Origin of the sequence: Salipiger marinus, assembly GCF_900100085.1 — a bacterium.
GTDB lineage: Bacteria > Pseudomonadota > Alphaproteobacteria > Rhodobacterales > Rhodobacteraceae > Salipiger > Salipiger marinus.
In genome coordinates, this window is sequence record NZ_FNEJ01000022.1 from 24,640 (window position 1) to 46,581 (window position 21,942).

Genomic DNA, 21,942 nt, shown 5'->3' on the forward strand with positions numbered 1-21,942 from the left:
GCCATTGCCCGATGGGCTTTTTTTGCCAATTCCGCGCTTGCGGAAAGAAAGGTAGGGGCGTCGGTCAGCAACCCCCGGCCTCGATTTTTGACCCACCCCCGGTGGGCGCTTGCGTCCCGCCGCCGGTGGGGGCGATCCGCCGCCCGGTAGGGGACTGGCCCGGGCCGGGGTTGGATCGATCCGGACAAAGTGACAGAGAGTCAGACCCGCTGCGCCGGTCGAGGTCAGCCCCCGTGCCAGACCTCCCGCGCCGTCTTGCGGCTGTGGCAGCGATGGCAGAGCGGCTGCCAATTGCCGCGATCCCAGAACAGGGCACCGTCGCCCTTGTGCGGCGTGACGTGATCCACATCGGTGGCGGGCTCCACCACGCCAAGCTCGAGGCAATCGACGCAGAGCGGATGCCGCGCGAGAAAGCCCCGCGCCGCCCGCATCCAGCGCGGATCAGCATAAAGCGCCCGCGCCGCCGCAGCCTGCGGTGTCCGCTGCGCCGCCGCCTTCTGCGCCGCCCGCCGGGCATCCTGTTCGGCCTGATGATCGGGGCACCTCGGGAACCCGTCCCGCGCCACCTCTTCACAGCCGGGGGCACCACAAAGCTTGGCCATGCCACCCCCCTCAAACGCATCGCGCCCGGAGGAGTGATCCATCCGGGCGCGGTCTGGAGCTGCTGTGCAACGGTAACCGGCAGAGGTCACAAAGACTTGCCCCTCATGGCCTGAAGCTACCGTTCAGGCAGAGCGCTGCAGACGGCCCCTTCGAGCCCAAAATCGCCAATGCTGCAAGAGGCAAGAACGTCGGCTAACCGAATGAATCGGCCGTCATGCCAACTCCAGTGTCGTCCTTATCGTGGAAAATTCCGTAGTAGCAATCAGATCCAACAATCCGGTCATTGTCCCAGACGGTTGACAAAGTCACTTCACAAATTTTGTCTTCTATAGATGCTCTATAGAAGCGTCTGATGTAATACTCGGGATAGACTTCTTCAAAGTCGCTTGCCTGTGAAATTTTAGAAATGCACTGTTCGAGCTTTTCCTTTATCTCATGATCTCCGTTGAATAGATTCAAGGTATTACCTGACGGAGCGCACCATCTAGCTGGACCCTCGATTGAGCGAAGTATCGAAGCCATATTCTCTATCCTGCGGTGGGCCGAGTTTGGCCAAGAAAAAAAATCGCTGTATCTAAGCTCCCATATCAGAAGGCCACATAATACAATAACCCCAAAGCCTATCGTTAAGCGTTTCAATGGTTTTCCTTCACGCGAGAAATCATATTGCACCATAGACATGGAGGGCAGGATGTAAAATTATTTGCTAAACGCGAATGGCTGCTTCAGCTCGACATCGGTCGTCTCATGCAATGCAAAGAACGGCAGTTTTGTCCGCTGAGCGGTCTCTGACGAGAAGCGCGGCGAAGGTCCGTTCCGAGCCCATTGTGCCGGACTTTTCAGGAACGACCAAAGCGCGTGGGTTTCAACTCTCCATGGAGATTTCTTTGACCTCGTCGCCGGAAAACCGAACCGACAATAGGTAGTCGGTCACGCTGCCCGGGAGGCTGAAATCGAACACATCGACTGTGCCATCGTCCTCAGAGCTCCAAGAATGTACCAAGACCAATGAATCGACGATCTGGGTCGCTTCCGGCGTTGTGCTTCCATAGGTGCTTGAGAAGTATTCCGGTTCAAGTTTGGCCAAGTGATGTTCTAAAAACAAGGTCACGTTATCCTCGCCTTTCGGCTTTCCAATCAGCGATTTGATCGCCTCGCGTGCTGTAGTTTCGTATTCGTCGTTGCTCATCTCAATTGCCGATCTTGCCGTGACAGACACGCGCAACTCTCAAACAAAGCTGGGCTCTGTGCAAGCCTCTTTCTCCGACGTCATCCTCACCGTCCGCTTTGTCCGCACTGCCGTCGCTCGGGCCAGCCGAAGCGAAAGGCCGCTTCTGCAAGGGCAGCTCGGCGAGAGGCAATGCTTCGTCTCTGGCGTGGTGTTGGTGGTGCAGAACCTGTCGGACCCGCGAAAGCCCGGGTTCGGAGTGTAGACGATGCTCCAAAACGCAACGCGCCCGGAGGGGTGATCCATCCGGGCGCGCTTTCTTGCGATGATGCCAAAATGACCATTCTGGCGGCGGCGTCAACCCCTGCCGCGCCAGACCATCCTGCGGCCCCGCAGGCCGTCGCTGACGCAGCGCAGGGCGGAAAGCAGCCCCTCCACATCCCCGGGCGCGACATCATCCAGCACCACATCCAGCGCCTCGCTGCGCGCCGCCTTGTCGGTATAGCCCAGCCAGCCCTCCAGCCGCATCCGGGCGGCGGTGGCATCGCGCTGCTTTTCCTCATCACTCCGCTCATCCACCGGCGGCGTGTCGGCATCGGCCTCCAGCGCCTCCTGCGGCACCAGAAGCTGAAGCCCGCGCGCATGCCGGAACGGCGCGCCGATGGCGGCGTCATAGGCACGCTGCACCCGCCGCATGTGCTGGATCGCATCCCAGAGCTCGGCGCGTTCCTCATGATCCGTCACCCGCGCCGCCATCGCCCGGCCCGCAGAACAGCCAAGCCAGGGCGCGCGCATCTCGCGCAGGCTGGCGCTGCTGACCGCGACCCCGGCCTGACGGCAGCGCACCTCCAGCGCCTGCCGCGCCGGATCGCGGTCCCGGATCTCCCGCCGGGCCCGCCCGTTGCGCTCGCGCCGCTGGACCGGCGCCAGCCCCGGCAGGTCGAGCCCGCCCGTCTGTGCCGCCTTCTTCGCCCGGCGCCGCGCGCCCTTGCTGTAGGTCTTTACCATCTTTCTGCCCCTTCCTGTCTCACCTCCGCCGCCACCTCCGGCAGCAGCGCCATCACCCGCCGCTCCAGCCCGGCATAGCGCCGCAGCCAGTCGGCATCGCCCGCGCGCGGCATGTCGCGCCGCAGGCGGTCGCGGCGCAGCTCCAGCTCGCGCCGCATGTCCTGCGCCCGTTCCCGGATCACCCGCCGTTCGCTGTCATTGAGCGGCGGGCGCTTGCGCTTCTCCAGAAACAGGAACTCCGCCAGCAGCACGCCCTCCGCCAAGGCCTGCGGCCCGCGCGCCGAGCGGAACCAGCTGACGATGGTGGGATGCTCCTCCACCGGGCGCGGCGCCACGGTCTCCGCCAGCGCCGCGATGGTCGCCATGGACGGCCAGGCATCCCGCGCCTTGCCCTCGCCCCGGTAGCGCAGCATGTCGCGCAGCGCGCCAAGCTGCGGATCGGCCATATAGGCCAGCGCATCGGCCAGCTTGACCAGAAAGGCGTCGTGCTGATCCAGCTTCACATTGCCCGGCTTGCGGAAGCCATGCGCCTCCAGCGGATGGATCACCAACCGCCGCACCCGGTCGCGTTTGCTCTCCTCAGTCATCACCAGCCCCCTTTCTCAGCAAACTCCGCCCCTCGCCGGGCGGCTGACCGTCGTTCTGTTCCGGCGCGTCTGGTTTCCTTTCATGTCTTTTCTTCTCTTTTCCTTTACGCAGAACTGTTCCGTTCTGTGGAAACCTGTGGCGGAACAGTTCCGAACTGTTCCGGGAACAAACGCGCCGATTTTTACAATGATTTCAGTGCGCGCGCCCTCCGGTGCCGATCCAGCCCTCGGAGACGGCATGCCGCAGCGCCCGCTGTAGCGAGCTGTCGATCTGCGGACGGCGGCGCTGGCCCCGGTGGTGATCCACCAGCCAGGCATCGATCCGCTCCACCAGCACGCGGTCTTCGCACAGGCCCGCATCCAGCCCGTTCTCGCGCATCAGATCGGCCAGACGCGCCTGGCGCTGCGATACCGCCTTGGCCTCGCTGGAGGCCTTGCGCTGTTCGCGTCGGTCCAGGGCATCGCGGGCCACCTCGATCACCACCGGATGCCCCAGCACCACCTGCGCCTCATAGCGATAGGGCTGCCAATTGTGCAGCGGCCCCACCGGCTGCGCCCGCAGGCCAACCCATTCGTTGTAATCGACCCGCAGCAACCGCGCGAGAATGGCATCATCATCCGGCAGCGAGCCCACCGGCACCTGCTTCCGGCTGAGAAAGAACAGGTTCAGCGCCGCCCCCTGCACCGCCAGCGTGGCGGTCAGATGCAGCCGCGAACTGAACCAGCGGTCATGCCAGAACATGGTGAAAAAATCAGACGTCAGACGCGGATCGCACAGGTCCGGCGGATACTCGGGCAGATCGTCAATCCCGCTGACAGACCGCAGATACTGCGCCATCACAGACCCGCCCGGCGTACGACATGCCCACCCACCGCCGACAGGAGGCGCGCGAGCTTCGCCGCCCCGGCCTCCGCCTGACCGCGCAAGCTGGACAGGGTCTCGCCCTGCGCGTCGAGCGCCTTGCGCATCTCGGCATGGGCCGCCTCGCCCGCTGTGATCGCGGCGCGCAGGTTCTCGAGTTCCTGCCGCAGCGCGTCGGCCTCCTCATTGCGGCCATCGGGCCCGAAGAGTTCCTCCCGCAGCGCGGCAACCCAGCCGGGGCGCAGATCCAGCACAGCGGCCAGCGTCGTGTCGGTCTCGCCCTGCAGATAGCGCCCGGCCTTGGTGTCGTAACTGTCCTGCAGCAGATCGATGATCGCCCGCTTCTGTTCCCGCGTCGGCTGCGGCACCGCCGCCGCCCGGGACTTCGCCTGAACCTCTGCCATAGGCGTGACCTTCCGTTTTGCTTCGCAGCCGGGGCAATGCAGCTTGCCCTTCACAACCGCCCATCCCTGCCCGGTCAGCTTGCGCGTGACCTGACCTTCATTCGGCGCCCATCCCGACCGGCCCGGCTTGCGGGCATAGTCGCAGGTCACCACCTCCTCCCGCCCGCAGCGGTCACAGACCGCGCGGGCACGATTGACACCCTTGCCCGAGATCGCCCGGATCATGCCCGGTCCCCCGGATCGATGACCTGCAACGCGTGCTCCAGGAGCGGCACGGCGCGCGCCCGCCGGTTCCAGTATGCCGACAGAGCGAGGCGCAGCAGGTGATGAGCAGCGTCAAAAGCCACATCATCCGCCTGCCGCCGCGCCTCGATGATCCGCCGTCCAGCCTGCCACACACTGAGCAGCGCATCCTCCGACGGCACCGGCTCAGCGCCGCCCATGACCGTATCGAGATCCAGAATGAGGCGGGTGCACAGGGTCATGCCGCCCCTTTTCAGCGCGAGGGCGGTGGCGCAGGTAACAAAATCCATATGACAGTCGGTCATCGCACCGCCTCCAGCGCCTCGCGGAGGCGGCGCAGGGCCTGTTCGCCCTCCGCCGCCTCCTGAATGGCTGTGGCAAGCTCACCCGCATCCGCCGACTGCGCCGCGCGCAGGGCCGCGCAGATCGCCTCGCCCGCCTCTTTCGACGCCTCGCCCGAGGCCTCAACAAGGCTCGCCGCCGCCGTCCGCTCCCGCGTGTCGAGCCGCCGCGCCAGCATCCGCGTCACCGGGTGGCGCCCGGCGGCATCCTCCAGCGCCATCACCTCCTCAACCGGCCAGCCCAGCTGCCCCGACAGCCGCTTGGACAGCGTCCCCTTGGACACCGTCCCGCCCAGCCGGGCATTGATCGTCTCCGCCGCCGCATCAAGGCACCCGAACGTGCCGTCAATCAGCGCCTGCATCGCCGCGTTCACTGTCCTGCGGACCGTCATAGCAACCCTGTTTCCTTCATCTTTCTGCCCTTCGGATCGAAGAATCCCGCATGGAACGCGACGATCCACCCAAGCCGCGCTACTGCGCGCCCTGCCCATGCGAGCGGGATTTTTCCCGGAGGCTGCGTTGCCGCGCCATCTCTGCCTTGATTTTGTCGATCTGCGCCTGTGTCTGGCGGATGCGCGTGACAAGCCGCCCGTATAGACGCGGGTTTCCGGTTGCCGCACGGCAGACCGTTGCGGGAGAGACCTTCATCTCCCGGGAGTATTCTTCCAGCTCTGTGAGGAAGTCGTGATGCTTGTCCATGCGCAGCAATGTGCCTTTTGGCACATTAATCTGCAAGAGCCAAATGACACGTTGCCGAATGTGCCTCTTGGCCCTTTAAGCTCGCTCATGGCTGACGATTTCCGCAGTGCCTTCCTTTGGCACATAGAAAAACACAAGACGACCACGGCCCAGCTCACTGCTGGCACGGGCGTCTCGCGGGACGTGATCAACAAGCTCAAGGCGCGCGACGGCGCCTCAACCACCGTCGAAAACGGCATGCTCATCGCAGCGTACTATGGGAAGACGGTAAACGAGTTCGTGAACCTCGAGGAATCAACCTCATCTAGTCGCCTGAGCGCTCTTTTCTCTCTGCTTCGGCCAGAAGAGCAGCGACTGCTGGAAGCACAGATTCGCGGCCTGATTGCGTCGCACGACGCTTGACTGCCTCAACTACTGCACCAATGATCTGGTCCTGCTCTTCGTGGGTCAAACACTCGCACTTGCCCGCCAAAGTTTCGGCCCTCTCCATCTACACATCTCCCCACCTCAGGCACTTTGTGCCATAGGGCATACAAATTCGCTATTTGTTCCACAATCAAAAATTAACCTTTATGCCGATTGGCACATTACTCTTGACGTTGTGCCAATTGGCACCGATCCTGCATCCCACCCGCCGAAGACGCAGCTGCTGATCGCGGGGCCTCAACCATGGGAGACACGGATGCACCTTCCCCCCTTCACCTATCACGTTCTGGCGCGGCGCGAGGATGGGCCGCCCCGGGCCTCGCGTCATGATCTCGACCGGGAAAGCGCCTTTGACTGCGCGGTGCGGCTGATCCGCGATGACCATGCGGTGCGCGTCGAGATGATCCAGCGCAACTCCGCCACCGGCGGCGCGCTGCAGATCAGCGATGTCACCGCCCTCATGCTGTGGGAACGCGACCTGCCGCTGGATCTTGATACCGCCGCGCAGCCCGATCCGCTGCCCATCGCCGCGGAGTAACCCCTCATGACAGTTCAACCGCCCAAAGCGGCGCCGGGCCATCCGGCGCCGACCGATCCCCCCATGTCTGAAACCTTGTCCGACGCCGCGCTGCGCCGGGCCATCCAGCGCCAGCTCGAGGGCCGGTATGACAGCCCCCGCCGCGCGCCCGATCCCCGGCGCGAGGCGGAGGCCATGGCGCGTGACCTGCGCCAGATCGCGGTGCTGGACCGCTCCAGCTTTCGCGGGTTGCAGAGCGGCGACGTGCTGCGGCGCTGGCATGGGGGCTCGCGCCTCTGCCGCTGGCTGCGGCGCTGCCTGATCCGGGGGCGCGCATGACCTACAGCGTGCCCAGCTACCCCGAGGCGCGGGCCACTCTGGCCGATGCCATCCATGCCGGAATGGAGGAGCTGATCGCCGCCTGCGCCGTCATTGAAGACCAGAGCGACGATCCCGCCGAGGCCCGCCAGGCGCGGGAGCTGCGCGAGCGGCTGCAGGCGGAAACCCCGCGCCCCCGGCGCCTGCCCGGCTGGCGGAGGCTATGATGGGAAATCTGCTGCCCTTCCCCATCGGCCTGCCCTGCAGCCCGGTGGGCCCCCGCCCGCCGATGAAGGAAACCGCCGCCGACCGCGCCCTGCGCGACACCACTTATGACGCCGCCGCCGAGGAGCTGCGGCAGTTTGTGGAACGGTTCGAACAGCTCGAGGTCGAAAAGCAGACCGTGGCCGATCAGCAGAAGGCGCTGATGGCCGAGGCCAAGGCGCGTGGCTATGTGCCCAAGCTCCTGCGCGTCCTGATCGCCCAACGCAAACGCGACAGGGACGATCTCGCCGAGGAAGAGGCCAAGCTCGCGCTCTACAAGGACGCGCTGGGGATGGGCACATGAGCGCCCGCCCCGGCATCTGCACCATGGACAGGGAGGGCTGAGCATGGCCCGACAGAAAGAGAAACTTGCGGTGACGGAACGGGAGGCGGCGGCAATGCTGTCCCTGCCTTGTGGCGAGTTTGCCCGGCTGGTCAGCACCGGCGCCCTGCCCCGGCCCGTGACAATCGGGCGCAAGCATAAGCGCTGGACGGTCGAGGCGCTGCGCGCGGTGCTGACCGGGGCGCTGATTGAAGAGGATGAATTCGAGCCGTGAAACGCCCTGATCTGCCCTATCTGGAATTCAAGACGGTGAAGGGGCGGCCCTATATCTACTTCCGCAAGGGCAAATTCCGCCGCCGCCTGCCCGACAATCCCGACAGCCAGGAATTCAGCGTCGAATACTGGTCGACGCGTAACGGCCAGCGCAAGGACCGGGTCAGAACCTCATGGGCGGCGCTGATCGAAAGTTATTACGACAGCTCCGCCTATAAGGCACTCGCGGCGGGCACGCGCGCGGATTACCGGCGCCATTGCGACGCGATCCGGGAAAAGAACGGGCCGAAGGATATGCGCACCTTTCGGCGCAAGCATGCCATTGCCGCGCGTGATGCGCTGCAGGAGACTTGGTCCAAGGCGAATATGCGGGTGTCGGTGCTGTCGTCGCTCTGCCGTCATGCGGTGGATCTGGAATGGATCGACCGCAACCCGGTGATTGACGTGCCGAAGCTGACGGGCGGCGGCTATGAGCCATGGCCCGAGGCGCAGTTGCGCGCCTTTGAGGCTGCCTGTGATACACTGGAAGCCAGCACCGCCCGCACCGCCTATGAGCTCGCCCTTGGCACCGGGCAGCGGCTGGGGGATTGCGTGAAGATGCGGTGGGAAGATTTTGACGGCGAATACATGCGCGTGGTGCAGGAAAAAACTGGCGTGCACGTGTGGATTTTCTGCCCCGCCCGCCTGCGCGCCTATCTTGCCGCTCTGCCGAAGCGTGGCGCGCATATCCTTGCCCGCACCGCGACCGAGCCGCTGACCAAGCGGCGGGTGCAGATCAGGATTGAAGCGGTGCGTGACAGCATTGGCGCCATGTATGGCGCGGGGCGGCTGGTGCCGCATGGCTGGCGCTACAATGCGGCGGTGGAACTGGCGGAGGCCGGATGCAGCGATGCGGAGATCCAGTCGGTCACCGGGCGCAAGACGCTGGAGATGGTGCAGAAATACCGGGGCCGCGCCAGCCAGCGCAAACGGTCGAAGCGGGCGCAGGAGGCACGGGAACGGAACGGGAGCAAAGCATGAATCTGCGAAACAAATTGCGAAACTCTTTCGCGGCGCCTGAGCAGCTTGCCCTCTGCTCCAAAAAATTTGTTAGGAATTTCAAAGTGGTGCGGGTGAAGGGACTTGAACCCCCACGCCTTGCGGCGCCAGAACCTAAATCTGGTGCGTCTACCAATTTCGCCACACCCGCACGGATCCCGCGACAGTGCCGCGCGATTGCGGCGGATACCTAGCAAACACGCGCGCCGGTGGCGAGAGCAAATTGCGGCCCCCGTGCGGGATGTTCAGAGCCCCAGCGCGCGGAAGATCTTTGGCAGGTCTTCGGGCAGATCCTCGGCGATCAGCCCGGGGCCGAAGCTGCGCGCCGCCTCCACATGCAGCCATGCGGCCGTTTCGGCGGCCATCATCGCCGGAAAGCCCCGTGCCATCAGCCCGCAGATCATGCCCGCCAGCACATCCCCCGCGCCCGCCGTGGCAAGCCAGGGGGCTGTGCGGTCGTAGACGGCGGCATTGACGCGGCACCAACCGTCCGGCGCGGCGATCACCGTGTCGGGGCCCTTGTAGAGCACCACACAGCCCGCCCGTTTCGCCGCCGCGCGGGTGGCGTCGACCTTGGAAAAGGCAGGGCCGGTCAGCTTCTCGGCGATGTCAGGGAAGAGCCGCGCAAATTCGCCGCCATGCGGGGTCAGGACGCAGGTGTCGTGCACCATTCCGAAGAGCGCCGCAGGGTCGTCGGCGAAGGCGGTCAGCGCGTCGGCGTCGAGCACGACACGAGGCCGATGCTCCGCCCGAAGCGCCACCGGCACCAGCGCCCGCGCCCGCCCGACCCCCAGCCCCGGCCCGAGGCAGAGCGCGTTGAGACGGCGGTCTTCCAGCAGCAGCGCCAGATCTTCCGCATCCTCGACCCGGCGCAGCATCACTGCCGTGATCTGGCTTGCGACCTCCATCTGCGCCGAGCCCGGCACACCCAGCGTCACCAGCCCCGCGCCGATCCGTAGCGCCCCGCGCGCCGCCAGCCGAGCCGCCCCGCTGCGCCCGAAGCCGCCCGACAGGATCACGGCGTGGCCGTGGCCGTATTTATGGCCTCCATGTTTGCCCAAGCCGCGAGCATCGGGGGCCCCGCAGTCCTGCGCCACTTCGGCTTCGGCACGGGGCGATGCGGGCAGCCCGATATCCCGCACCACCAGCCTGCCACATGCGGCGGGACCATCGGCCAGCACATGTCCCAGCTTGCGACTGTGAAAGGTCACGGTCAGGTTCGCCATGACGGAGGCGTCGCACGGAGTTTCCCCGTCCAGCCCAAGATACCGACCACTATCGGCGCAAAGCCCGCTGGGGATGTCCACGGCGACGACATGCGGCGCGGCGCCCCCGCGCGATGCGGCCTGCCACCCGTTCACCTCCATCTGCACCCGCGCAAGAGTCAGGAACGGTCGGGCAAGACCCGTGCCAAACAGCGCATCCACGGCAAGGCGGCAGGTCGGATGTTCCTCGGCATAGCCGTCGATGGCCGCCTCCGTCAGCGGCGACACCTGCCCCAGCGCGCCCCAGCGCTCGTAATTCAGCCGCGCGTCGGGCGGCAGCTTTTCCGCGTCGCCATAGTGGAACACCTCCACCTGCCAGCCGCGCGCGTGCAGCAGGCGTGCCACCACGAAACCGTCGCCGCCATTGTTGCCCGGCCCGCAGAACACCACGGCGCGGTGTGGCCCCTCGGCCAGATCCGGCCATTCCTCCAGCACCGCCTCCACCACGCCGGCGCCCGCCCGCTCCATCAGATCGAGCCCGGTGACCGCCCCGCTGTCGATGGCGGCGCGTTCCAGACTGCGCATTTGTTCGGCAGTCAGAAGCTCGGTCATGCCTGTCTCCTCAGCGATTCACTTCTGCCTGTTTTGCAGACAAGTTGCACAAAATTTATACTCCTGACACAAAACCCCGCAGAACGGCGGCGCCCGGACGGCTTAGGCGATTGTGACGCCGCCCGAGAAGTGGTCTGGCAGGGTCCGACACGGGAACACGAGGAGACTAAGGCCATGAAGAAGGTCGAGGCGATCATCAAGCCCTTCAAGCTCGACGAAGTGAAGGAAGCCCTGCAGGACGCAGGGATTCAGGGTCTTTCCGTGCTTGAGGTCAAGGGATTCGGCCGCCAGAAGGGTCACACCGAGCTTTATCGGGGCGCCGAATATGTCGTCGATTTCCTTCCCAAGGTGAAGATCGAGGTGGTGCTGGACGACGAACAGGTCGACGCCGCCATCGAAGCGATCATTTCCGCCGCCAAGACCGACAAGATCGGCGACGGCAAGATCTTCGTGAGCCCGATCGAACAGGCCATCCGCATCCGCACCGGTGAATCCGGCTCGGACGCGCTGTAACGCCTGACCAAGAAAAATCCGGACCCAAATACAGAAAGGGAAGAAGGGAATGAGCAAGGACGCTGTTCTGAAACTCATGGCGGATGAGGACGTGGCTTACGTCGACATCCGGTTCACCGACCCGCGCGGCAAGCTGCAACACGTGACCGTCATGGCGGATCAGGTCGACGAGGACTTCCTTGAGGAAGGCTTCATGTTCGACGGATCGTCCATTGCGGGCTGGAAGTCGATCGAAGCGTCCGACATGAAGCTCATGCCCGACACCGAGAGCGTCTATATCGACCCGTTCTACGCGGAAAAGACCCTCTGCATCCATTGCTCGGTGGTCGAACCCGATACCGGCGAATCCTATGACCGCGATCCGCGCGGCACCGCTGCCAAGGCCGAAGCCTATCTCGTGTCCTCGGGCATCGGCGACACCGCCTATTTCGGCCCGGAAGCGGAATTTTTCCTGTTCGATGACGTCAAGATCGCCGTCACCCCGAACAAGGTGTCCTATCAGGTCGATGCCGACCACGCCGCATGGAACACCGACACCGATTTCGAGATGGGCAACCTCGGCCACCGTCCGACCTACAAGGGCGGCTATTTCCCGGTGAACCCCGCGGATGACGGTCAGGACATCCGGTCCGAAATGCTGTCGACCATGAAGCGCATCGGCATGAAGGTCGACAAGCACCACCACGAAGTGGCGACCAGCCAGCACGAGCTGGGCCTGATCTTCGGGACGCTGACCAAACAGGCCGACGACCTGCAGAAATACAAGTACGTCATCCACAACGTGGCACAGGCCTATGGCCGCTCCGCCACCTTCATGCCGAAGCCCATCAAGGGCGACAACGGTTCGGGGATGCACGTCAACATGTCGATCTGGAAGGACGGCAAGCCGCTCTTCGCGGGCGACAAGTATGCCGATCTCAGCCAGGAAGCGCTGTATTTCATCGGCGGCATCCTGAAGCACGCCAAGGCGCTCAACGCCTTCACCAACCCGTCCACCAACAGCTACAAGCGTCTGGTGCCGGGCTACGAGGCCCCCGTGCTGCGCGCGTATTCCGCCCGCAACCGCTCGGGCTGCGTCCGGATCCCGTGGACGGAATCCCCCAAGGCCAAGCGCGTCGAAGCCCGCTTCCCCGATCCTTCGGCGAACCCCTATCTGTGCTTTGCAGCCCTGCTGATGGCCGGTCTTGACGGGATCACCAACAAGATCGAGCCGGGCGAGGCGATGGACAAGAACCTCTATGACCTGCCGCCGGAAGAGCTGGCGGAAATCCCGACCGTCTGCGGCAGCCTGCGCGAAGCGCTGACCGAACTGCAGGCCGACATGGACTTCCTGCTGGCCGGCGACGTGTTCACCAAGGACCAGATCGAGGCCTATATCGGTCTGAAGATGGAAGAGCTGGAAAACTACGAAATGACGCCGCACCCGGTGGAATTCGCGATGTATTACAGCTGCTGATCCGTCAGCACCGAGACGACGAAGGGGCGCCCTGCGGGGCGTCCCTTTGCATTTGGGGCATTCGGGCAAAGGTCCGCCGCACCCCCGGCTTTCGCAATGACCCTTTGAGAATGTCCGCCCCTGCACTAGGTTGCCCCGTAACAGTGACCTTTCCGGAGTGACCAGATGCCCCGTGCCCTTTTCAAGGCCCTCGTGACCGCCACGCTGACATGTTCCGCCGGTGCCGCCCTTGCCGCGACCTGCGGCAACGACGCCAGCGGCTTCGACACATGGAAGCGCGAATTTGCCGCCGAGGCGCAGCAGGCAGGGGTTGGCCAGCGCGGCATTGATGCGCTGATGCGCGCGCCCTATTCCACCTCTACCATCCGCGCCGACCGCAACCAGAAGGGCGTAAAATACGCGCTGAATGAATTCATCCGCATCCGGCTGGGATCGGTGGACGGCTTTGCCGCCACCGCCCAGAAGCGGCTCAACGGCAATCCCAACCTCTATCGCGGGCTTGAACAGACCTATGGCGTGCCTGCGGGCATCCTGCTGGCGATCCACGGCATGGAAACCGGTTTTGGCCGCACCATGGGCGACACGCCGGTGGTAAGCTCCATCAGCACGGTGGCCTATGACTGCCGCCGCTCTGACTTCTTCACCCCGCATGCGCTGGCGGCGCTGCAGATGGTGGATCGCGGCATGCTGGCCCCCGACCAGCGCGGCGCCGCCCATGGCGAGCTGGGCCACACGCAGTTCCTGCCCGGCAACGCGCTGCGCTACGGTCAGGACGGCAATGGCGACGGGCGGGTGGATTTCTACAACGAGGCCGACGCGCTGGCCTCCACCGCGAATTTCCTGCGCGCCAAGGGCTGGCAGCCCGGGCAGCCCTTCTCGGAAGGGACCGGCAATTTCCGCGTGCTGAACGAATGGAATGCCGCAACCGTCTACCAGCAGGCCATCGCGCTGGTGGCCGAGCGCATCCGCTGAGCCATGCGGCGGGGGCATCCCGGCAAAGCCGCCGGAAAGCCCCCGCTAGGGACGATTTGCGCCTAAATTCAATCACATTTGCTGGTCATCCTGAACATGATCCAAGTCAGGAGGACGACATATGGCTTCGGGGGACCATCCCTATGCCGGGCTGATCCTGCCGCTTTCGGCAGATCTGGACCCCGCGCCCTATCTTGAAGCCGTGGCAGAGGTGCTGACACGGCTCGACGCTGCCTCCGGGGCACCGGTGCGTCGGTCGCGCAAGCGTCCCGCGCTGATGGCGGACCGTTACGGCATCGCACTGGCGTTCGAGGACCGGCCGCAGCAGGGCGCAGCACTGGTGCTGCGCCTGATCGCCCGCGATGGCGCCCCGCTGGACGAGGAACTGGCGTCGCGGCTGCTGTCGGATGTGGTGCTGGCGACGGTGCGGCTGGGTCCGGCGGAGCAGATCGAATGGTTCTCCCCCGAGACCCTTATCAGCCCCGAGGAATTCATCCGCCTGCGCAGCTATGTCTCCCCCCGCCGCCGCGCCTTTGCCCGACCAGAGCCGGAGGGCCTGCCGCAGCCTGACCGGATCCCCGGCACCGGGATCGCCCCCCCGCGCGAGCCAGTCGAAATCCCGTCCATTCTGGCGGAGGACGCGACCCCGCCCGCGCGCAGGCGTCTGGCCCTGCCGCAGATCCTGCGCGCGCTGGGGCGGATGCGGGTGATGCCGCTGCGGCTGCTGTCACGGGTGCTGTCGGTGGTGGCGCTGGGGCTGGTGGCGCATCAGACCCATCTGCTGAGCGGGCTTATCGGGTCGGTGCTGCACTGAACCCGGCTGCCGCGCGCGGCACCACGAAGGTATGGATCGAAAACACCACCGCGCGGCTGACCGGCAGCCGCACGAGGCATTGCCGTTCTGACCGCAGATAGGGTGCCGCCGCAGGATGGCCCCGGTCACTGTTGTCGCGGCGCGGGCCGGGCTGGAACAGCGCCGGATTGTCATGCCACAGCCGGTTGATCCGCATCAGTGGGCGGCCGGGCTGCACCCCGTCAAACAGCCGCTGAACGCGCCGGGCGATGCTGTCGTCATATTCGGGGATGGGGATGTGGATCGCGGTCAGCGGGCGCCCCATCTTCTGCGCCAGCCGCCAGCCTGCCGGAAAGCACAGCACGGCGGCGGTCAGCACATGTTCGTCGCCCTGCTTTTCCAGCAGGCACAGATCCTCCTGCACCAGATGACCCAGCGTGCCCATGGGATCGGCGCGGTCCAGCGCCACCACCCCGCCATCGGGCCGGGTCACGCGGCCCTCCTCGCGCTCAAATCCCGCTGGCAGATGCTCCAGCACCAGATCCAGCAGCTCCTCTGCGGCGGGGCGGGCCTCTGGCAGCATCTGCAGCACCGCCTCGCGCTGGTCGCGCAGCAGGCGGGTGCGTTCGGCCATCTGCGCCGCATAGGCGTCATCCACCATCAGCCAGTCGGCAGGCGCCAGCGGGCTGATCCCCGGCAGGGGTTTCAGCTGCGACACGTCATAGGGAAGCTGGGTTTGCAGGATCATGCCCAAGGCGTAGCGCGGCACGGGCCGCGTGGGAAGACCCCTCTGCACCGCCGGGCCCTGCTTTGGCGCAGGATGCAAAAAACCGCGGCGCAGACAGGCTGCGCCGCGGCGATGTCAGTCCAGATCCCGGGGATCAGCTGCGGGCGCGGCCCACCAGCTTCCACAGGGCGGGCATCAGCAGCGCCGCCAGCGCCAGCTTCACCGCGTCGCCCACAAGGAACGGCGTCAGACCCCAGTCAAGGATCGGCTTGTCCCAGCCATAAAGCACCCCCAGCCAGATCAGGCCGGGCACATACATGATCACGTTGCCGATCAGCATCGCGCCCGCCATCTTGGGGGCGGAGCGGTCCCAGCCCGCGCGGGCCAGCATGCCAAGCGCCACGGTGGCCAGCACATAGCCCACCAGATAGCCGCCGGTGCCGCCCATCATGTAGCTGATGCCGTTGAGGTCAGCGGTGGAATTCTGGAAGATGTCCATGCCCAGCATGCCAAGGATCATGTAGCCCATGATCGTCGCCAGACCCAGACGCGGGCCATAGGCGGCGCCCACGGTCAGCACGGCAAAGGTGCCAAGGCTCATCGCCACCGGCGAGCCGGGCACCGGCACCTTGATCTTGGCGCAGATGGCCAGCAGCGCGATGCCCGCCACGATCAGCGCGGCCTGTTTCAGCCGAAGGCCCGCGCCTTCGGAAGCGCCGAATGTATCCACCAGAACGGTGCGGTTCTGCACGAGGTTCATCGGGTCGTCCCCCTGTTGTCTTCAATCCCCTCCGTTCTGCCGCAAGCGCCTTCGCATCGCAAGCCCGGTTGCGCGACCACCGGCGGCATAATTTGCAAGGCCGCGCTTTGCAGCTGCAAATGCGCAGGGCCCAGACAAAAGGCCCCGCCAGTGCTGGCGGGGCCCCGGTCTGCCGAACCGCAAAGGCTCAGCTGATGCGCGACAGCAGATCGTTGAGCGAGGCCTTGGCATCGCCATAGAACATCCGCGTGTTGTCCTTGTAGAACAGCGGGTTTTCGATGCCCGAATAGCCGGTGCCCTGACCGCGCTTGGACACGAACACCTGCTTGGCCTTCCACACTTCCAGAACCGGCATCCCCGCGATGGGGCTGTTCGGATCCTCCTGTGCGGCGGGGTTCACGATGTCGTTCGAGCCGATGACGATCACCACATCGGTGGAGGGGAAATCGTCGTTGATCTCGTCCATTTCCAGCACGATGTCATAGGGCACCTTGGCCTCGGCCAGAAGCACGTTCATGTGCCCCGGCAGACGGCCCGCCACGGGGTGGATGGCGAAACGCACCTCCTTGCCCTTGGCGCGCAGGCGCCGGGTCAGTTCGGCGACGTTCTGCTGCGCCTGTGCCACCGCCATGCCATAGCCCGGCACGATGACGACACTGTCGGCTTCTTCCAGGGCAGAGGCCACGCCGTCGACATCGATGGCGACCTGTTCGCCCTCGATCTCTGCCGCAGGGCCCGTGCTGCCGCCAAAGCCGCCAAGGATCACGCTGATGAAGCTGCGGTTCATCGCCTTGCACATGATGTAGCTCAGGATCGCCCCCGAGGAGCCCACCAGCGCGCCCACCACGATCAGCAGGTCATTGCCAAGGCTGAAGCCGATGGCCGCCGCTGCCCAGCCGGAATAGCTGTTCAGCATCGACACCACCACCGGCATGTCGGCGCCGCCGATGCCCATGATCAGGTGATAGCCGATGAACAGTGCGGCCAGCGTCATCAGCGCCAGCGGCAGGAAGCTGCCCGTGCCGAAATACCAGAACAGGCAGATCAGCGACACCGCCGCCGCCCCGGCGTTCAGCATGTGCCCGCCCGGCAGCTTTTCCGCCTTGGAGCTGAGCTTGCCCGCAAGCTTGCCATAGGCGACCACCGACCCGGTGAAGGTCACCGCCCCGATGAAGATGCCAAGGAACAGCTCCACACGCAGGATGTTGACCTCGACATTGGTCTTGTGGGCCAAGAGGCCCGCAAAGCCGTCCAGCGTGGCGCGGGTCGGCTCGTCCATGGCCAGAACGCGGCCCAGTTCGATATGGGCGATCAGCCCGACAAACACCGCCGCCAGACCGACCAGCGAATGCATGGCCGCCACAAGCTGCGGCATTTCGGTCATCTGAACGCGCTTGGCCACGACAAAGCCGATGGCCCCGCCGCCCGCGATCAGCAGCAGCGACAGCAGCCACAGGCCGGAACCGGGGCCGATGAGCGTGGCGAAAACCGCCAGCGCCATGCCCGCGATGCCATACCACACGGCGCGCTTGGCGCTTTCCTGACCGGAAAGCCCGCCCAGCGACAGGATGAAGAGAACCGCCGCGACCACATAGGCCGCCGTCGTGAATCCGAAGTCCATTGTCTCCACCCCCTTACGATTTCTGGAACATGGCGAGCATGCGCCGGGTCACGAGGAAGCCGCCGAAAATGTTGATCCCGGCCATGAAGACCGACAGCGCGGCAAGCAGGATCACCAGCCAGGAACCGGAGCCGATCTGCATCAGCGCCCCCAGAATGATGATCGAGGAGATGGCATTGGTCACCGCCATCAGCGGGGTGTGCAGCGAATGGCTGACATTCCAGATCACCTGGAAGCCAACAAAGACCGCCAGCACGAAGACGATGAAATGCTGCATGAAGCTGGCAGGCGCGACAAGCCCCACCCCCAGCAGCAGCACGGCCCCGACCACCAGCAGCGTGACCTGCGTCTTGGTCTGCGCCTTGAAGGCGGCCACTTCCTGCGCGCGCTTTTCGGCGGGCGTCAGTTCGGGGGTCTTTTCCTTGGGCTTCTGCGCGGCGATCGCCTTGGTCTTGGGCGGCGGCGGCGGGAAGGTGACAGCCTTGCCATGGGCGATGGTGGCGCCCCGGATCACGTCATCTTCCATGTTGTGGTTGACGACGCCATCCTTGGCCGGGGTCAGATCCGTCATCATGTGACGGATGTTGGTGGCATAAAGCGTGGAGGACTGCGCCGCCATCCGGCTCGGGAAATCGGTATAGCCTACAATGGTCACGCCATTGTCGGTCACGATCTTCTCGTCCTTGACGGTCAGCTTGCAGTTGCCGCCGCGCTCCGCCGCCAGATCGACGATGACCGATCCGGGCTTCATGGCCTTGACCATGTCCTCGGTCCAGAGCTCCGGCGCCTCGCGGTTGGGGATCAGCGCCGTGGTGATGACGATGTCCATCTCCGGGGCAAGCTCGCGGAACTTCGCCAGCTGCGCCGCGCGGAATTCCGGGCTCGACGGCGCGGCATAGCCGCCCGTGGCGGCACCATCCTGCTGCTCTTCGGCGAAATCGAGATAGACGAACTGCGCGCCCATGGATTCGACCTGCTCGGCCACTTCGGGCCGCACGTCAAAGGCATAGGTCACGGCGCCAAGGCTGGTCGAGGTGCCGATGGCGGCAAGCCCTGCCACACCGGCGCCCACCACCAGAACCTTGGCCGGCGGCACCTTGCCCGCAGCGGTCACCTGCCCGGTGAAGAAGCGGCCAAAATTGTTGCCGGCCTCGATCACGGCGCGATAGCCCGCGATATTGGCCATGGAGCTCAGCGCGTCCATCTTCTGGGCGCGGCTGATCCGCGGCACCATGTCCATGGCGATGACGCTGGCGCCCTGATCCGCGGCAAGCTGCATGAGCGCCTCGTTGGAGGCGGGCCAGAAGAACGAGATCAGCAGCTTGCTCTCGGTCAGCCGCACCGCTTCCTCGTCGGAGGGCGGGCGCACCTTGGCGATGATGTCGGCCTGTGCCCAAAGCGCCTCGGCGCCCTCGACCACGGTCACACCCGCTGCGGCATAGGCCTCGTCGGCAAAGCCCGCAGCCGCCCCGGCCCCGGCTTCGATCAGGCACTCATGACCCAGCTTCTGCAGCTGCAGCGCCGAGTCGGGTGTCATCGCAACCCGCGCCTCTCCCTCGAAAATTTCCTTGGGCGTCCCTATCTTCACGTATGTCGTCCCCCTTGCCATGCGGAAGGCGTTGGTGTCATGTCCTTCGCCGGTTGCCCAAGGGGTAGCCGCAGCACGGCACATGGGCAACCGGATCAGGATCGTTAAGCACATCCCTGTGTGATTTTAAAGCCATCTTCGCATTTGTTGCGCACCGTCCAGAGCCCTGGAAACAAACTTGCGCCGCAATCGCCGCGCCTCCGCCCCCGCCGATCCAAGGCCCGCCCCGGCAGAATCACGCCCGCCCCTTCCCCGGCCCGCCCTTCATCTTGCCCGGAAAACTCCGGGGGAGGCGCCGCAGGCGCCGGGGGCAGAGCCCCCTCACTTTCCCCCACCCGGGGTGCCGGTCACTCCCATTCCATCTCCTCGAACACCCGGCCCGCATTCTTCGTCGCCAGTTCCTCGAAGGTGTCGAGCCGCGCCCAGCGGGACTGGTCCACATAGAAGGCCCCCGCCAGATCGCCGCCCGCCTCGATATGCGCCCCGATCCGCGCCCGCAGATCCTTGAGATAGTCGGAGGTGTAGCGCGTCACCTGCGCCATGTTGGTGGGATGGCCATGGCCGGGGATCACATAGGTCGCGCCCAGATCGGCAAACGGCCCGTCAAAGGTCTCGATCCAGCAACTGGTGCAGGTTTCGGCAAAGATCGGCGGCATGCGCTCGTGAAAGGCGATGTCGCCCGCGATCACGATCCCCCATTGCGGGATCCAGACCTGCGCATCGCCCGGATCATGGGCGGGGCCCAGATGCAGCACCTCCAGCGTGACCTCGCCCATCTCCACCACATGCCGGTCGGCGAAGGACAGGTTGGGCAGCGCAAGCTCCGTGCCCTCGGCCTTGTCGCGGTTATAGCCGCGCATGGCCTGCAGGATGAAATCGCCATCCTTGGCGAAAACCTCGATGGCGTCCTCATGCGCCAGAATGTCCACGCCCTGCGCCGCCCAGTAGGAATTGCCCAGCATGGCATGGCCCTGCCCGTTCTCGTTGATCACCAGCCGCACCGGCTGGTCGGTCACGGCGCGGATCTCGTCATGCAGCGCCGCAGCCAGCCGGGCCGAGGCGCCGCCATTGATCACCACCACCCCGTCGCCGGTCACCACGAAGCTCAGGTTGTTGTTATGCCCGCTGTTGTCATAGGTGGGCGGCGCCGTAGCGCCGATCGCGCTCCAGACATATGGGATCACCTCCACCGGCTTGGCGTAAAGCTCTGACTGCGGGTACAGATCCGCAATATCCTCATGCGCGCTGGCCGCTCCGGCCAGCAGCAGCAGCCCCAGTATCCCCATGTTCCGCATCGCATCCTCCTGCCAGCAGTCCGGCGTCCACATTCACAGATGCGAATACGTCTGGCAAGCCCCGACGCATGGCTTGCCTCCGGCGCCGTTCCCGGTCACCTTCCGCAGCCAAAGACCAAGCGGAGCTTCACGATGACCGATTTCGGCTGGACGCGGGACCAGTTTCACCTGCCCATGGGGATGATCTATCTGGATGGCAACTCGCTGGGGCCGCTGCCCAAGGCGACCCCCGCCCGGCTGGAGCGGCTCCTGTCCGAGGAATGGGGCGAACAGCTGATCTCGGGCTGGAACGGCTGCGGCTGGATGGAGATGCCGCGCCGTCTGGGCGACCGCATCGGGCGGCTGATCGGGGCCGAGCCGGGGCATGTGGTGGTGGGCGACACGCTGTCCATCAAGGTCTATCAGGCGCTGGCGGCGGCGCTGGCGCTGGTGCCCGGGCGCCATGTGATCCTGTCCGATACCGGCAATTTTCCCTCCGATCTTTATATGGCCGAAGGGCTGATCAAGCTTCTGGGCGCGCCATACGAGCTGCGCCTTGCCGATCCGCTGGCGCTGGAGGAGGCGATCACCGAAGAGGTGGCGGTGCTGCTGGTGACAGAGGTGGATTACCGCACCGGGCGGCGGCATGACATGGCGGCGCTGACCCGCAAGGCGCATCGGATGGGCGCGCGGGTGGTCTGGGATCTGGCCCATTCCGCCGGGGCCCTGCCGGTGGAGGTGGCGGCGGGGGCTGCGGATTTTGCCGTGGGCTGCACCTATAAATACCTCAATGCCGGACCGGGCGCGCCCGCCTTCATCTATGTGGCGCCCCGCCATGCCGATCTGGCCGAACCGGCGCTCTCGGGCTGGCTTGGGCACGAGGCGCCTTTTGCCTTCGATCAAAGCTACCGCCCCGGCGCGGGCATCGAACGCATGCGCGTCGGCACGCCGCCGGTGATGCAGATGGCCGCGCTGGAGGCCGCGCTGGACGTCTGGGATCGGGTGAACATGGCCGATCTGCGCCGCCGGTCGCTGGATCTGACGACGCTGATGATGGATCTGGTGGAGGATCAGTGCCCCGGCCTGAGCCTTGCCACCCCGCGCGAGGAAGAGGCGCGCGGATCGCAGGTCAGCTTCCGGTTCGAGCATGGCTATGCCGCGATGCAGGCGCTGATCGATCAGGGCGTGGTGGGGGATTTCCGCGCCCCTGACATCATGCGCTTCGGCGTCACCCCGCTTTATATCGGCGAGGAGGAGATTCACGAGGCGGTCGAAATCCTCGCCCGCATCCTGCGCGGCGCGACCTGGGATCAGCCGAAATACCAGCAGCGCAAGCGCGTGACCTGAACAAGCCTGTCCTGACACTCTGACAATGTGACGTCAGAGT

Annotated in this window: 27 protein-coding genes and 1 tRNA gene; 12 read left to right on the top strand and 16 right to left on the bottom strand. The window is 65.3% G+C overall.

Annotated features, from left to right (window positions below; translation table 11 throughout):
- Window positions 1–224 precede the first annotated feature (224 nt).
- From BLR51_RS20305 to BLR51_RS20345, 9 genes are all read right to left on the bottom strand, one after another.
- The gene (locus BLR51_RS20305; protein WP_089850545.1) at window positions 225–602 is read right to left on the bottom strand and encodes an HNH endonuclease signature motif containing protein; all 378 of its coding nucleotides are present in this window, start codon (window positions 600–602) and stop codon (window positions 225–227) included.
- Window positions 603–1,468: 866 nt separating this feature from the next.
- Window positions 1,469–1,792, bottom strand: a complete 324-nt coding sequence (locus tag BLR51_RS20310) for a DUF2004 domain-containing protein (protein WP_089850435.1) — start codon at window positions 1,790–1,792, stop codon at window positions 1,469–1,471.
- A gap of 336 nt (window positions 1,793–2,128) precedes the next feature.
- Window positions 2,129–2,779 carry a hypothetical protein gene (locus tag BLR51_RS20315; protein WP_089850437.1) on the bottom strand — a complete coding sequence of 217 codons (651 nt, stop codon included), beginning with the start codon at window positions 2,777–2,779 and terminating at the stop codon, window positions 2,129–2,131.
- The gene (locus BLR51_RS20320; RefSeq protein WP_089850439.1) at window positions 2,773–3,366 is read right to left on the bottom strand and encodes a hypothetical protein; all 594 of its coding nucleotides are present in this window, start codon (window positions 3,364–3,366) and stop codon (window positions 2,773–2,775) included. The genes BLR51_RS20315 and BLR51_RS20320 overlap by 7 nt, the downstream gene beginning before the upstream one ends.
- A 193-nt stretch (window positions 3,367–3,559) precedes the next feature.
- Window positions 3,560–4,204 (bottom strand): hypothetical protein, encoded by a 645-nt coding sequence (locus tag BLR51_RS20325; RefSeq protein WP_089850441.1) that lies wholly within the window; start codon window positions 4,202–4,204, stop codon window positions 3,560–3,562.
- Window positions 4,204–4,857 carry a hypothetical protein gene (locus BLR51_RS20330; RefSeq protein ID WP_089850443.1) on the bottom strand — a complete coding sequence of 218 codons (654 nt, stop codon included), beginning with the start codon at window positions 4,855–4,857 and terminating at the stop codon, window positions 4,204–4,206. The genes BLR51_RS20325 and BLR51_RS20330 overlap by 1 nt, the downstream gene beginning before the upstream one ends.
- Window positions 4,854–5,180 carry a hypothetical protein gene (locus tag BLR51_RS20335; protein ID WP_131821851.1) on the bottom strand — a complete coding sequence of 109 codons (327 nt, stop codon included), beginning with the start codon at window positions 5,178–5,180 and terminating at the stop codon, window positions 4,854–4,856. Before BLR51_RS20335 ends, BLR51_RS20330 begins: the two co-directional genes overlap by 4 nt.
- The gene (locus BLR51_RS20340) at window positions 5,177–5,608 is read right to left on the bottom strand and encodes a hypothetical protein (protein ID WP_089850447.1); all 432 of its coding nucleotides are present in this window, start codon (window positions 5,606–5,608) and stop codon (window positions 5,177–5,179) included. The genes BLR51_RS20335 and BLR51_RS20340 overlap by 4 nt, the downstream gene beginning before the upstream one ends.
- Window positions 5,609–5,687: 79 nt before the next feature.
- Entirely contained in the window at window positions 5,688–5,915 is a 228-nt protein-coding gene (locus BLR51_RS20345; protein ID WP_089850449.1) for a hypothetical protein, read from the bottom strand.
- Between BLR51_RS20345 and BLR51_RS20350 the strand changes: the two genes are divergently transcribed.
- The 7 genes from BLR51_RS20350 (at window position 5,904) to BLR51_RS20380 (ending at window position 9,016) form a co-directional block, all read left to right on the top strand.
- Window positions 5,904–6,317, top strand: a complete 414-nt coding sequence (locus tag BLR51_RS20350; protein WP_089850451.1) for a hypothetical protein — start codon at window positions 5,904–5,906, stop codon at window positions 6,315–6,317. The genes BLR51_RS20345 and BLR51_RS20350 overlap by 12 nt on opposite strands.
- 280 nt (window positions 6,318–6,597) lie before the next feature.
- Entirely contained in the window at window positions 6,598–6,879 is a 282-nt protein-coding gene (locus tag BLR51_RS20355) for a hypothetical protein (protein ID WP_089850453.1), read from the top strand.
- Between the two features lie 63 nt (window positions 6,880–6,942).
- Window positions 6,943–7,197 carry a hypothetical protein gene (locus tag BLR51_RS20360; RefSeq protein WP_131821852.1) on the top strand — a complete coding sequence of 85 codons (255 nt, stop codon included), beginning with the start codon at window positions 6,943–6,945 and terminating at the stop codon, window positions 7,195–7,197.
- On the top strand, window positions 7,194–7,403 hold the full coding sequence (locus tag BLR51_RS20365) for a hypothetical protein (RefSeq protein WP_089850458.1): 210 nt from the start codon (window positions 7,194–7,196) through the stop codon (window positions 7,401–7,403). The genes BLR51_RS20360 and BLR51_RS20365 overlap by 4 nt, the downstream gene beginning before the upstream one ends.
- On the top strand, window positions 7,403–7,744 hold the full coding sequence (locus tag BLR51_RS20370) for a DUF2312 domain-containing protein (RefSeq protein WP_242656791.1): 342 nt from the start codon (window positions 7,403–7,405) through the stop codon (window positions 7,742–7,744). The genes BLR51_RS20365 and BLR51_RS20370 overlap by 1 nt, the downstream gene beginning before the upstream one ends.
- 43 nt (window positions 7,745–7,787) lie before the next feature.
- On the top strand, window positions 7,788–7,997 hold the full coding sequence (locus tag BLR51_RS20375) for a helix-turn-helix transcriptional regulator (RefSeq protein ID WP_089850462.1): 210 nt from the start codon (window positions 7,788–7,790) through the stop codon (window positions 7,995–7,997).
- A complete protein-coding gene (locus BLR51_RS20380) occupies window positions 7,994–9,016 on the top strand; it encodes a site-specific integrase (protein WP_089850464.1) in 1,023 nt (340 codons plus the stop codon). The genes BLR51_RS20375 and BLR51_RS20380 overlap by 4 nt, the downstream gene beginning before the upstream one ends.
- An 84-nt stretch (window positions 9,017–9,100) precedes the next feature.
- On the opposite strand, the gene BLR51_RS20385 is transcribed toward BLR51_RS20380, so the two are convergent.
- Window positions 9,101–9,185, bottom strand: a tRNA-Leu gene (locus tag BLR51_RS20385).
- 94 nt (window positions 9,186–9,279) lie between these two features.
- Complete coding sequence (locus tag BLR51_RS20390; protein ID WP_089850466.1) at window positions 9,280–10,851, bottom strand: NAD(P)H-hydrate dehydratase; 1,572 nt, start codon at window positions 10,849–10,851, stop codon at window positions 9,280–9,282.
- A 174-nt stretch (window positions 10,852–11,025) separates the two neighbouring features.
- On the opposite strand from BLR51_RS20390, the gene BLR51_RS20395 reads away from it, so the two are divergent.
- The 4 genes from BLR51_RS20395 (at window position 11,026) to BLR51_RS20410 (ending at window position 14,606) form a co-directional block, all read left to right on the top strand.
- Window positions 11,026–11,364 (top strand): P-II family nitrogen regulator, encoded by a 339-nt coding sequence (locus BLR51_RS20395; RefSeq protein WP_089850467.1) that lies wholly within the window; start codon window positions 11,026–11,028, stop codon window positions 11,362–11,364.
- Between the two features lie 49 nt (window positions 11,365–11,413).
- Window positions 11,414–12,820 carry a type I glutamate--ammonia ligase gene (gene glnA, locus BLR51_RS20400; RefSeq protein ID WP_089850469.1) on the top strand — a complete coding sequence of 469 codons (1,407 nt, stop codon included), beginning with the start codon at window positions 11,414–11,416 and terminating at the stop codon, window positions 12,818–12,820.
- A gap of 165 nt (window positions 12,821–12,985) precedes the next feature.
- Complete coding sequence (locus BLR51_RS20405; RefSeq protein ID WP_089850471.1) at window positions 12,986–13,792, top strand: lytic murein transglycosylase; 807 nt, start codon at window positions 12,986–12,988, stop codon at window positions 13,790–13,792.
- Window positions 13,793–13,913: 121 nt separating this feature from the next.
- On the top strand, window positions 13,914–14,606 hold the full coding sequence (locus tag BLR51_RS20410) for a hypothetical protein (RefSeq protein ID WP_089850473.1): 693 nt from the start codon (window positions 13,914–13,916) through the stop codon (window positions 14,604–14,606).
- Here BLR51_RS20410 and BLR51_RS20415 read toward each other — a convergent pair.
- From BLR51_RS20415 to BLR51_RS20435, 5 genes are all read right to left on the bottom strand, one after another.
- Entirely contained in the window at window positions 14,584–15,333 is a 750-nt protein-coding gene (locus BLR51_RS20415) for a heme-dependent oxidative N-demethylase family protein (RefSeq protein WP_089850547.1), read from the bottom strand. The two genes, BLR51_RS20410 and BLR51_RS20415, sit on opposite strands and share 23 nt — an antisense overlap.
- A 133-nt stretch (window positions 15,334–15,466) precedes the next feature.
- Window positions 15,467–16,072 carry a biotin transporter BioY gene (locus BLR51_RS20420; protein WP_089850475.1) on the bottom strand — a complete coding sequence of 202 codons (606 nt, stop codon included), beginning with the start codon at window positions 16,070–16,072 and terminating at the stop codon, window positions 15,467–15,469.
- A gap of 187 nt (window positions 16,073–16,259) precedes the next feature.
- On the bottom strand, window positions 16,260–17,693 hold the full coding sequence (locus BLR51_RS20425) for an NAD(P)(+) transhydrogenase (Re/Si-specific) subunit beta (protein WP_089850477.1): 1,434 nt from the start codon (window positions 17,691–17,693) through the stop codon (window positions 16,260–16,262).
- A 13-nt stretch (window positions 17,694–17,706) separates the two neighbouring features.
- Entirely contained in the window at window positions 17,707–19,281 is a 1,575-nt protein-coding gene (locus BLR51_RS20430) for a Re/Si-specific NAD(P)(+) transhydrogenase subunit alpha (RefSeq protein ID WP_089850479.1), read from the bottom strand.
- A 347-nt stretch (window positions 19,282–19,628) separates the two neighbouring features.
- Window positions 19,629–20,576, bottom strand: a complete 948-nt coding sequence (locus tag BLR51_RS20435) for an MBL fold metallo-hydrolase (protein ID WP_089850481.1) — start codon at window positions 20,574–20,576, stop codon at window positions 19,629–19,631.
- Between the two features lie 132 nt (window positions 20,577–20,708).
- Here BLR51_RS20435 and kynU point away from each other — a divergent pair, with 132 nt between their 5' ends.
- Window positions 20,709–21,902: a kynureninase gene (gene kynU, locus BLR51_RS20440; RefSeq protein ID WP_089850483.1), complete on the top strand. Its 1,194-nt coding sequence runs from the start codon at window positions 20,709–20,711 to the stop codon at window positions 21,900–21,902.
- The last annotated feature ends 40 nt before the right edge of the window (window positions 21,903–21,942 follow it).

Excerpts from the sequence above, each read along its gene's own strand:
- BLR51_RS20420 (WP_089850475.1), bottom strand. The coding sequence starts at position 16,072 with ATGAACCTCGTGCAGAACCGCACCGTTCTGGTGGATACATTCGGCGCT.
- BLR51_RS20365 (WP_089850458.1), top strand. The coding sequence starts at position 7,194 with ATGACCTACAGCGTGCCCAGCTACCCCGAGGCGCGGGCCACTCTGGCC.
- BLR51_RS20360 (WP_131821852.1), top strand. The coding sequence starts at position 6,943 with ATGTCTGAAACCTTGTCCGACGCCGCGCTGCGCCGGGCCATCCAGCGC.
- BLR51_RS20415 (WP_089850547.1), bottom strand. The coding sequence starts at position 15,333 with ATGATCCTGCAAACCCAGCTTCCCTATGACGTGTCGCAGCTGAAACCC.
- BLR51_RS20340 (WP_089850447.1), bottom strand. The coding sequence starts at position 5,608 with ATGACGGTCCGCAGGACAGTGAACGCGGCGATGCAGGCGCTGATTGAC.
- BLR51_RS20375 (WP_089850462.1), top strand. The coding sequence starts at position 7,788 with ATGGCCCGACAGAAAGAGAAACTTGCGGTGACGGAACGGGAGGCGGCG.
- BLR51_RS20355 (WP_089850453.1), top strand. The coding sequence starts at position 6,598 with ATGCACCTTCCCCCCTTCACCTATCACGTTCTGGCGCGGCGCGAGGAT.
- BLR51_RS20405 (WP_089850471.1), top strand. The coding sequence starts at position 12,986 with ATGCCCCGTGCCCTTTTCAAGGCCCTCGTGACCGCCACGCTGACATGT.
- BLR51_RS20345 (WP_089850449.1), bottom strand. The coding sequence starts at position 5,915 with ATGGACAAGCATCACGACTTCCTCACAGAGCTGGAAGAATACTCCCGG.
- kynU (WP_089850483.1), top strand. The coding sequence starts at position 20,709 with ATGACCGATTTCGGCTGGACGCGGGACCAGTTTCACCTGCCCATGGGG.
- BLR51_RS20425 (WP_089850477.1), bottom strand. The coding sequence starts at position 17,693 with ATGGACTTCGGATTCACGACGGCGGCCTATGTGGTCGCGGCGGTTCTC.
- BLR51_RS20390 (WP_089850466.1), bottom strand. The coding sequence starts at position 10,851 with ATGACCGAGCTTCTGACTGCCGAACAAATGCGCAGTCTGGAACGCGCC.
- BLR51_RS20305 (WP_089850545.1), bottom strand. The coding sequence starts at position 602 with ATGGCCAAGCTTTGTGGTGCCCCCGGCTGTGAAGAGGTGGCGCGGGAC.
- BLR51_RS20410 (WP_089850473.1), top strand. The coding sequence starts at position 13,914 with ATGGCTTCGGGGGACCATCCCTATGCCGGGCTGATCCTGCCGCTTTCG.
- glnA (WP_089850469.1), top strand. The coding sequence starts at position 11,414 with ATGAGCAAGGACGCTGTTCTGAAACTCATGGCGGATGAGGACGTGGCT.
- BLR51_RS20320 (WP_089850439.1), bottom strand. The coding sequence starts at position 3,366 with ATGACTGAGGAGAGCAAACGCGACCGGGTGCGGCGGTTGGTGATCCAT.
- BLR51_RS20395 (WP_089850467.1), top strand. The coding sequence starts at position 11,026 with ATGAAGAAGGTCGAGGCGATCATCAAGCCCTTCAAGCTCGACGAAGTG.
- BLR51_RS20330 (WP_089850443.1), bottom strand. The coding sequence starts at position 4,857 with ATGATCCGGGCGATCTCGGGCAAGGGTGTCAATCGTGCCCGCGCGGTC.
- BLR51_RS20325 (WP_089850441.1), bottom strand. The coding sequence starts at position 4,204 with ATGGCGCAGTATCTGCGGTCTGTCAGCGGGATTGACGATCTGCCCGAG.
- BLR51_RS20350 (WP_089850451.1), top strand. The coding sequence starts at position 5,904 with ATGCTTGTCCATGCGCAGCAATGTGCCTTTTGGCACATTAATCTGCAA.
- BLR51_RS20370 (WP_242656791.1), top strand. The coding sequence starts at position 7,403 with ATGGGAAATCTGCTGCCCTTCCCCATCGGCCTGCCCTGCAGCCCGGTG.
- BLR51_RS20310 (WP_089850435.1), bottom strand. The coding sequence starts at position 1,792 with ATGAGCAACGACGAATACGAAACTACAGCACGCGAGGCGATCAAATCG.
- BLR51_RS20435 (WP_089850481.1), bottom strand. The coding sequence starts at position 20,576 with ATGCGGAACATGGGGATACTGGGGCTGCTGCTGCTGGCCGGAGCGGCC.
- BLR51_RS20335 (WP_131821851.1), bottom strand. The coding sequence starts at position 5,180 with ATGACCGACTGTCATATGGATTTTGTTACCTGCGCCACCGCCCTCGCG.
- BLR51_RS20315 (WP_089850437.1), bottom strand. The coding sequence starts at position 2,779 with ATGGTAAAGACCTACAGCAAGGGCGCGCGGCGCCGGGCGAAGAAGGCG.